Below are 9502 nucleotides of genomic sequence, written 5' to 3' on the forward strand. Positions count from 1 at the left end.
CTAACATCATCAACCGCTGCCACCGTTTCTCTTAGGGCTTCAACACTCCCAAGCTCGATGATTAAAGGAGCTAATTGAGGAAGATGGTTAAGAAAATCGGGACGGCTTAGACTAGCTAAACAATCAAGAATTTGTTGCCAACCAGAAAAATCAACCAACGAAGGATTTAAATTCTTGAGCAAGTTTTCTAAGAAAGAGGTTTGGGAAAATCCATTCAGGGTTCTGACGACACTTAAGGCTTCTGGTAACAACACTTCCGGTAAGTAGGGTTCTAAGACCACCAAGGCATTGCCTTGCTGATAATCAGAGCGAATGGCTCTGGCGCAATCTAAGGCTTGGCCTAAAAACACTGGCGGTAAGTGGGGGGCTAAGTCAGTTAAGAGATCGACTCGTTCGTAGTCATTCTCGGCTCTGACACAATCTAAGACTTCTGGTAACACTTCTGGAAAATGGGGGGCTAAGCGGATTAAGGCATAGGCTTGGGAGGATGGACTCCGAATGGCTCTGATGCTATCTAAGGCTTCTGGTAATAGTTCGGGTAAGTGGGGAGCTAAACGGATTAAGGCATTGTCTCGGTGGTATTGATTCCGAATCGCTCTGGCGCAATCTAAGGCTTTTGGTAACAGTTCAGGTAAGTGAGGGACTAAGGCTCCCAAGGCTAAAGCTCGGCAGTATTCATCCCGAAGGGCTCTAGCACAATCTAAGGCTTGCTGTAACAACACATCGGATACGTGGGGGGCTAAGGCGATTAAGGTATTGGTTAGGTAGTATTCATGCCCAATCCCTTTGGCTTCATCTAAAACTTGCTGTAACAACACATCGGGTAAGTGAGGAGCTAAGCCGATTAAGACATCGACTCGCAGGGATTGATAATCAAAGGTTCTGGTGTAATCTAAAACTTGCTGTAACAACACATTTGGTAAGTGGGGAGCTAACCTGATTAAGGTCTTGACTTGGAAGGATTTATCCGGAATGGCTTTGGTAGCATCTAAGGCTTCTGGTAACACTTCGGGGAAGCGGGAGGCTAAGGCAATTAAGACATTGACTGGTGGGTCGTATCTGGGAAGAGCTCTAGTAATTTCTAAGGCTTGGGGTAACAACACTTGAGGTAAGTGGGGCGCTAAGGCTCTTAAGGTCTGGACTCGGTGGTATTCATTCCGAATAGCTCTGGTAATTTCTAAGGCTTGGGGTAACAACACTTGAGGTAAGTGGGGGGCTAAGGCTCTTAAGGTCTGGGCTCGTTGCTTTTCATCCCGAATGGTTCTGGTAACCTCTATGGCCTGGGTTCGGAAAGATTTAGACATTTCCGGTAAGTGGGGAGCTAAGGTGATTGAGGCATGGGCTCGCTGGTCTTGATCCGGAATGTTTCTGGCGAAATCTAAGGCTTCTGGTAACAATTCGGGGAAGTGGAGGGCTAAGCCGATTAAGGCATAGCGTTGCAAGTATTCATCGCCAATCCCTGGGACGTAACGTAAGACTTCTTGGTCTAAGAACACTTCCGGTAAGTCAAAGACAAAGAGGATTAAAGCCTCGGCTCGGTCTTCTTCATCCCCAAGGCCTCTGGCGTAATCTAAGGCTTGGTGTAACAACACTTCCGGTAAATGAGAGGCTAACTCCTTTAAGGCCTCCTCTCGGTCTCCTTTATCCTGAATAGCTTTGGCAGCATCTAAGGCTTCTGGTAACACTTCCGGGAAGTGGGCAGTTAAGGCAATTAAGGCATCGGCTCGCCAGTATTCATCCCGAACTCCCCTGGCAACCTCTAAGGCTTGGGGTAACAATACTTCCGGTAAGTAGGGGGCTAAGTCCTTTAAGACTTGTGCTCGTCGCTTGTGTCGCTCCTCTATATTGTGGATTATATTGTGGATCTTCAATTTTAATTTAAAGAGATAGATTCGCTTGTCTGTACCCTCTAAGGTATCGGCGTGGTCATATTCATGCCCAAGGGCTCTCGCACCATCTAAGGCTTCTGGTAACACTTCCGGAAAGTGAACAGCTAAGGCTCCTAAGGCATCGACTCGGTCTGCTTCATCCGGAATGGCTCTGGCGAAATCTAAGGCTTCGGGTAATACTTCCGGGAACTCGACAACTAAGGCTCCTAAGTCATCGACTCGGTATGTTTCATTCCAAAGAGCTCTGACGGAATCTAAGGCTTCTGGTAATACTTCCGGCAAGTAAGCGGCTAAGGCTCTTAAGGCTCTTGTTCGCTGGTTTCCATCAGGAATGGCTTTGGCACAATCTAAGGCTTCTGGTAATACTTCCGGGAAGTGTGGGGCTAAGTCGATTAAGACATGAGCTCGGTAGGATTCATGCTTAATCTCTCTAGCACAATCTAAGGCTTCGGGTAACACTTGAGGTAAGTAGGGGGCGAAGCCGATTAAGGCTTGTGCTCGGTCCTCTTCATCCCCAATCTCTCTGGCACAATCTAAGGCTTGAGGTAACAACCCTTGAGGTAAGTGGGGCGCTAACCCGATTAAGAAATTGACTCGGTTGAATTCAGCCTTAGTCTCTCTGGCACAATCTAAGGCTTGAGGTAACAACCCTTGAGGTAAGTGGGGGACTAAGGCGATTAAAACATCGACTCGGTTGAATTCAGCCTTAGTCTCTCTGGCACAATCTAAGGCTTGGGGTAACAACCCTTGAGGTAAGTGGGGAGCTAACCCGATTAAAGCATTAGCTCGGTAGTATTCATCCAAAATCCCTCTGGCAACTTCTAAGGCTTGGTGTAACAACAATTGGGGTAAGTGAGGAGCTAAGTCGATTAAAGCATTAGCTCGGTAGTATTCATGGGAAATCCCTCTGGCACAATCTAAAGCTTCTGGTAATAAAGAAGGGGGAAGATACTCACTAATTGCCTTCAAACCTTCTGCTTTATTTTCAGAATCTTTGCTCTGTCGCACATAAGCTAGTGCTTGAGCTGGGGTCCAGATTTCTTTTTCAACTAATGCTCCCATTAACTCTGGACCAATATTTCCAGCCAAGCTGTTGAGGGATGTAGTAATCAGAGCATACCGACACTGTAGACTAATCGATTCTGTAGGATTTTCTGTAAAATTAGCTGCTGCTATTGCCCAAGCTCTCGATACATCCTTGAAAAATTAGCAGTTTTTCCCTGTCTCTCACACTGCCAATACCAACCGTTATCTCCTGCTGGCGTTTCTTCTTTCAGGAGTTGATGAATTTCATTAATTTTTTTAGCTTTCTCTAGGTGCCAGATTAAGTGGTTATAGATATAAGCATCATCGGGTAAAGTATGCCATAATCCCTTATCGGTCTTAGTTTGATAACGTTCTAATAATTGTTGATGGGCTTCAGTAATAGATAATCCTAGCTCTGCTTGAACAAGACTACGGGCTAAATCATGTAACAAGTCATGGAGGCGATAGTTAGTGTCTGGTGTAGTAGATAACCCTGGTAGTAATAACGCTTTTTGTCGTAAGTATCTTAACGTATCTTTGGCTTCAACTAAATTACAATCCCATAAGGTAGTCGCCATGGTTTCAGTAATGGTGACATCCTCCGGCAGTATCCCTAACCAAGCAAAGTTTTTCAATCTATCGTCGTCGAATAATCCCTTTAAACTGAGATTAAAGGAAGCCACTAGACTGTAGTTTTTGCGCTTAGCATCACTTGGCTCTTCCTCTGCTTTCAATCGATCTAAAGCTTCTACACCAACAATTAAATCTTCTAACTCACCCAGTAACTCCTGCCAAGAGATGCCATCCCTAACTTGGGCAGCAGCTAATTCTAATGCTAGGGGTAAGTAGCCGACAGTTTTGGCTAAGGTTTCAGCATATTCGAGTTCTTGATTAGTTAATTTTTTATTAGTTATCTCGTTGGTTAAACAAGACGCTAATAACTCCAAGGATTGATTGGGAGTCATCACATCTAAATCATAGGTAACCGCATCTTTAACCTGGGCTTCTCTGGTAGTGACTAAAACCCGACAGCCATCCCCTCCCACTCGAAAGGGTTCAACATGGTCAGGATGCCAAACATCATCGACAACTAGCAAGGCTTTTTTATCGGATAATAATGTTTTTAGTTGTAAAGAAGCTGCCTCAGTGTTAATTGGTTTAAAATCATAATCTCCTAATTGCTGTATCCAGCTACTTAGAAAAGATAAAATATCAGGTTGCTGACCTAAGGTTGCCCAAAAAATCCCATCGGTAAAATGGGATTGAACCTCTTTGTCATGGGCTAATGCTGCAGCTAAGGTGGATTTTCCAATTCCTCCTAAACCATAGATAGCACTAACAACTAACGTGCCAGCTTTAGCGGTTTCTTGGGATAAAAGGATTTGTTTTAGTCGTTGGCTTACTTCCGGGCGTTCCACATAATAAGGAGGTAGTGGGGGAGCTTGATTGAATCGAGTTTGGTTATTCATATTATCAATGTTGTAATTTTCACTAGTAGTCACTAAATGCTCGATACTTTGGACAACTTCCGGATTTTGTTTCGCTGCTGCTTCTACTTCTAATACCACTTCGGCATAATCAAGAGATTGTCTGGAGCTTTTGCGATCGCAGTTACTGTATATGGAGACTGGTTTCTCAGAGATTCCACAAACTGGCTAGTATTGTCCCAGACAACTTGCCCGACATTTCCCCCAGTTTTTTCTATAGCTTTAGTGGCGAGCACAGTAGCAATAGCGAAAACGGCAGCAGCGAATAATTCCATTGTTGAAGGAGATGACTCACAATTTCAGTATACAGAGGTTTTCAATTCGGTCAGGTAAAAATGTCTGGGTTTTAGGGAGTTAGTTAGTAGGGTGGGCAGTGCCTACTAATGCTATCGCCAGCTACTGTTATCTATCTTTTGCACTGCCCACCCCACATCAATATTCTCGCTTTGTGATTGATTCGCCCGGTGGGCAGTGCCTACTAATGCTATCGCCAGCTGCTGTTATCTATCTTTTGCACTGCCCACCCCACATCAATATTCTCGCTTTGTGATTGATTCGCTATTTTAAAGTTAGTAGGGTGGGCAGTGCCTACTAATGCTATCGCCAGCTGCTGTTATCTATCTTTTGCACTGCCCACCCTACATCAATATTCTCGCTTTGTGATTGATTCGCCCGGTGGGCAGTGCTTACTAATGCTATCGCCAGCTGCTGTTATTTATCTTTGGCACTGCCCACCCTACATCAATATTTTTCTTCTGTTCCCTGTTCCCTATTCCCTGTTCCCTTTGCTATGGCATACATTCAACAGTAAAGGCAAAGATTGCTCGAATTGATTCTGGAGTTAGTGTTGGATAGCTTTCCAATATCTGTAACTCTGTCCAACCAGCAGCAAACAAGCCTAAAATAAACTCAACGGATAAACGAGTGCCTTTAACCACTGGCTTCCCTAATAAAATGTTGGGATTGGAATGAATGTATTCTCTCCAATTCATGATGATTAGTTGTTTACTTAGATTTATGGTTAATCTAGTTTATAGCATTTATCGAAAAATTAGGTGTCGTCAAGGATTTCATTAAGCTCCTTAACTTGATTGGTAGCAATATCTGCTTCTGCTCTGGCAATAAGCTTGTCTAGCTTTCCAGATTTTAGGTCAGATTCTAGCTGCTGGTCCCACCTATTATCGCGCATCATCTAAATAATTTTGTAAGCGGGCTGCCAGCTCTATAATCTCGCTGTTCGGTAATTGTCGAATAGCTGTTTCGATTTCATCAAGGGTTAACATAACTAGTCTGTAAATGATGATTGATACTATCCTATAGCATTTTGAGTTTAAATGTAAACATAGGATTGATGTAAAAAGGGAGTAGGGAGTAGGGAGTAGTAAAAGGGAACAGGTAACAGGGAACAGGAAACAAAAATTATTACAATTAATTTACAATTGCTATAACCCAAAAAAACTAGCTAAATCCTACACAAATTTGAGTATAAATCCTGTTAAAAATTTTAGTTGTAAATAAATGTAAAAACTTTTAATTGCCCCTTGCTTTTTTTAGAGTAGTTATGTATAGTATAGAAAGTGACGACCGATACTAATAACCGCGCTGGTCATAACCATTAATCCACACCAGCGCGGTTTTCCTCCCACCTAAATAGGAGTTACTTCTATGATGCCAAAAATATCACGATCATTAATTCTGGCTTTTCTATCAGCTAGAAGCCTATTCCACATGTCACAGGCTAGAAGCCTATTCCACATGTCACAGGCTAGAAGCCTATTCCACATGTCACAGGCTAGAAGCCTATTCCACATGTCACAGGCTAGAAGCCTATTCCACATGTCACAGGCTAGAAGCCTATTCCACATGTCACAGGCTAGAAGCCTATTCCACGGTACTTGAGCTAATTTTGAATAAAAACTGAATGCTTACCTCAAATCCCTCTAAAGACTCAAGTCAAATCTTGCTTTAACTAGAGAAAATAAAATATAATAATTGTTTTATCAAAAACTGCCAGCATCCAGAACAGGAGTCTACCACCGGTGGTTATAGAAATCCCCAAAAGCACTTACGAAGCCAAAACTCAGGAAATTGCCAGAGAACTTCTAGCCGCAACTCGGGAGAAAGGTTCCTTTCTTGCCCAAATGCGAGACCAAATGCGGTGGGATGATAAGTTACTAGCCTGGGCAATGAGTAATCCAGGACTACGGGTGCAGCTATTTCGCTTCATCGATACCCTACCGGCACTGCGTAGCCAAACGGAAGTTGCTCGTCACTTTCAAGAATACCTAGGGGATGAGTCAGTAGAACTGCCTGCTGCCCTGAAGGGAATGCTCAATTTCACCAATCCCGACTCCATACCAGGACAACTGGCAGCCAAAACCATATCTGCTGCTGTAGCCACCCTAGCCCAAAAGTATATTGCTGGGGAAAATCTCAACCAGGCCCTTAAAACCATTAAACGCCTTCGAAACCAGAAGATGGCATTTACCCTAGATTTATTGGGGGAAGCCGTAATTACAGAACCAGAAGCTCAGTCTTACCTAGACCGCTATCTGCAACTGATCGAACAACTCACTGAAGCAGCAAAACAGTGGTCTAAGGTAGAGGAAATTGATGTTGCTGATGGTAAATCCTTGCCATTAGTCCAAGTATCGGTTAAACTGACAGCATTCTACTCTCAATTTGATTCTCTTGATCCTCAGGGTAGCCAAAATCGGGTGTGCGATCGCATCCGCAAATTGCTCCGCCGTGCCAAAGAATTGGGGGCGGCGGTTCATTTTGATATGGAGCAGTATGAGTACAAAGACATTACTTTCTCCATACTCAAAGACTTGTTAATGGAAGAAGAGTTTCGCTCTCGCACCGATATCGGTGTTACCATGCAAGCCTATCTGCGAGAGTCACAACAAGATTGTCAGGACTTGATTGCCTGGGCAAAACAGCGGGGTAATCCAGTAACCATACGCTTGGTCAAAGGAGCCTATTGGGACCAAGAGACGATAACAGCACTCCAAAACCATTGGCCCCAACCAGTATATAACCAGAAAGCCGCCACAGATGCCAATTTTGAGCGTATCACCCAACTGCTGCTAGAAAACCACGAGTACGTCTATAGCGCTATCGGTTCTCATAACGTGCGCTCCCAAGCTTATGCGATCGCAATTGCTGAAAATCTCAATATCCCCCGTCGCTGCTTTGAGATGCAAGTCCTCTACGGTATGGGAGACCAACTCGCCAAAGCCTTAGTCAATCAGGGTCATCGAGTCAGGGTTTATGCACCCTATGGAGAGCTACTACCAGGAATGGCTTACCTGATTCGGCGGCTATTGGAAAATACCGCAAATAGTTCCTTCCTACGACAAAGCTTAGAAGATAGACCCGTAGAGGAATTGATTGCACCACCAAAAGCGTTGCAGGAACAGTTGAATGTTGGCACGTTGAATGTTGGCACGTTGAATGTTGGAAAGTTGAATGTTGAAAGTTCACAACCGTCTTCAAACCTACCCTACGGGAACGCCAAAGGCGAACAACCTACTAACCTACCCTACGGGAACGCCAAAGGCGAACAACCTACTAACCTACCCTACGGGAACGCCAAAGGCGAACAACCTACTAACCTACCCTACGGGAACGCCAAAGGCGAACAACCTTCCAACCTACCCTACGGGAACGCCAAAGGCGAACAACCTTCCAACCTACCCTACGGGAACGCCAAAGGCGAACAACCTTCTAACCTACCCTACGGGAACGCCAAAGGCGAACAACCTGCTAACCTTCAACCTACTAACCCATTCACCAATGCTGCCAATACAGACTATGCTCAGCTAGAAGCCAGAGAAAAAGCTAAACAAGCCTTACTTACCGTTCGCCAACAACTAGGTAAGACCTATTTACCCTTAATCAATGGGGAATATCAGCCTACAACAGACACAGTAGATTCTGTTAATCCCTCTAACCCTAGGGTCGTGATCGGGAAAATTGGATTAATTTCTGTAGAACAAGCAGAATTAGCAATCGAGAAAGCTAAAGCAGTATTTCCCAGTTGGCGACGTACACCAGTAAGCGAACGTGCTGGTATTTTACGTAAAGCAGGAGACTTGATCGAACAACGCCGTGCTGAATTATCAGCCTTGGTCTGTCTGGAAGTTGGGAAACCATTACGGGAAGCGGATGCAGAAGTCTCCGAAGCGATTGACTTCTGTCATTACTACGCATCAGAGATGGAACGGCTAAGGGATGGATATAACTACGACATTGCTGGAGAAACCAATCGCTATGTCTATCAACCCCGAGGTATTGCCCTAGTCATTTCTCCTTGGAACTTCCCCATGGCCATTACTACAGGAATGACTGTAGCAGCCCTAGTGGCTGGGAATTGTACTCTACTCAAACCCGCAGAAAACTCCTCAGTGATTGCCGGGAAAATAGCTGAAATTTTAGTAGAAGCCGGGATACCCAAAGGAGTATTTCAATTCGTTCCAGGCAAAGGCTCAACCGTCGGTGCCCATATGGTCAAGCATCCCGATGTCCATCTAATTGCCTTTACCGGTTCCCAAGAAGTCGGTTGTCGTATCTACGCCGATGCCGCCATTGTGCAACCAGGTCAAAAACATCTCAAGCGAGTCATTGCGGAGATGGGAGGTAAGAATGGAATTATCGTAGATGAAAGTGCTGACCTCGACCAAGCTGTAGCTGGAGTCGTGAAATCAGCATTTGGTTACAGTGGTCAAAAGTGTTCCGCTTGCTCCCGAGTAATTGTGTTAGAGCCAGTGTATGAAAGCTTCCTAAAACGGTTAGTGGAAGCAACGCGATCGCTTAACATTGGGCCAGCAGAAGCACCCAGTACCCAGGTCGGTCCAGTGATAGATGCTACTGCACGCGATCGCATTCGGGAGTACGTTGAAAAAGGACGTCAGGAAGCTAACGTAGCATTAGAAATGCCAGCACCTGAGACCGGATACTTTATTGGTCCAGTTATCTTTAAAGATATCTCCCCCAAGGCCACCATTGCCCAAGAAGAAATCTTTGGTCCAGTAGTAGCAGTAATGGCCGCAAAGAATTTCCAAGAAGCCCTTGATATAGCCAACAGTACCAACTATG

At 44.6% G+C, this 9502-nt stretch carries 7 protein-coding genes and 1 pseudogene; 2 read left to right on the top strand and 6 right to left on the bottom strand.

Annotated features, from left to right (window positions below; translation table 11 throughout):
- From F6K57_RS31855 to F6K57_RS31865, 3 genes and pseudogenes are all read right to left on the bottom strand, one after another.
- Window positions 1-2978 (bottom strand): annotated as a pseudogene (locus tag F6K57_RS31855) (hypothetical protein); the annotation flags it as partial.
- 83 nt (window positions 2979-3061) lie between these two features.
- Complete coding sequence (locus F6K57_RS31860) at window positions 3062-4483, bottom strand: NB-ARC domain-containing protein (RefSeq protein WP_293072084.1); 1422 nt, start codon at window positions 4481-4483, stop codon at window positions 3062-3064.
- Entirely contained in the window at window positions 4474-4677 is a 204-nt protein-coding gene (locus F6K57_RS31865) for a hypothetical protein (RefSeq protein WP_293018690.1), read from the bottom strand. Before F6K57_RS31865 ends, F6K57_RS31860 begins: the two co-directional genes overlap by 10 nt.
- 407 nt (window positions 4678-5084) lie before the next feature.
- Between F6K57_RS31865 and F6K57_RS31870 the strand changes: the two genes are divergently transcribed.
- Complete coding sequence (locus F6K57_RS31870) at window positions 5085-5213, top strand: hypothetical protein (protein ID WP_293018688.1); 129 nt, start codon at window positions 5085-5087, stop codon at window positions 5211-5213.
- Here F6K57_RS31870 and F6K57_RS31875 read toward each other — a convergent pair.
- The 3 genes from F6K57_RS31875 to F6K57_RS31885 form a co-directional block, all read right to left on the bottom strand.
- Complete coding sequence (locus tag F6K57_RS31875; protein ID WP_293018686.1) at window positions 5191-5394, bottom strand: DUF433 domain-containing protein; 204 nt, start codon at window positions 5392-5394, stop codon at window positions 5191-5193. The two genes, F6K57_RS31870 and F6K57_RS31875, sit on opposite strands and share 23 nt — an antisense overlap.
- A gap of 59 nt (window positions 5395-5453) precedes the next feature.
- Window positions 5454-5594 (bottom strand): hypothetical protein, encoded by a 141-nt coding sequence (locus tag F6K57_RS31880; protein ID WP_293018684.1) that lies wholly within the window; start codon window positions 5592-5594, stop codon window positions 5454-5456.
- Between the two features lie 138 nt (window positions 5595-5732).
- Window positions 5733-5855 (bottom strand): hypothetical protein, encoded by a 123-nt coding sequence (locus tag F6K57_RS31885; protein ID WP_293018682.1) that lies wholly within the window; start codon window positions 5853-5855, stop codon window positions 5733-5735.
- A gap of 586 nt (window positions 5856-6441) precedes the next feature.
- Here F6K57_RS31885 and pruA point away from each other — a divergent pair.
- Window positions 6442-9502 (top strand): L-glutamate gamma-semialdehyde dehydrogenase (gene pruA / locus F6K57_RS31890; protein WP_293072085.1); only part of this gene is annotated, 3061 nt, incomplete at its 3' end.

Source organism: Moorena sp. SIO4A5, from assembly GCF_010672005.1.
Lineage (GTDB): Bacteria > Cyanobacteriota > Cyanobacteriia > Cyanobacteriales > Coleofasciculaceae > Moorena.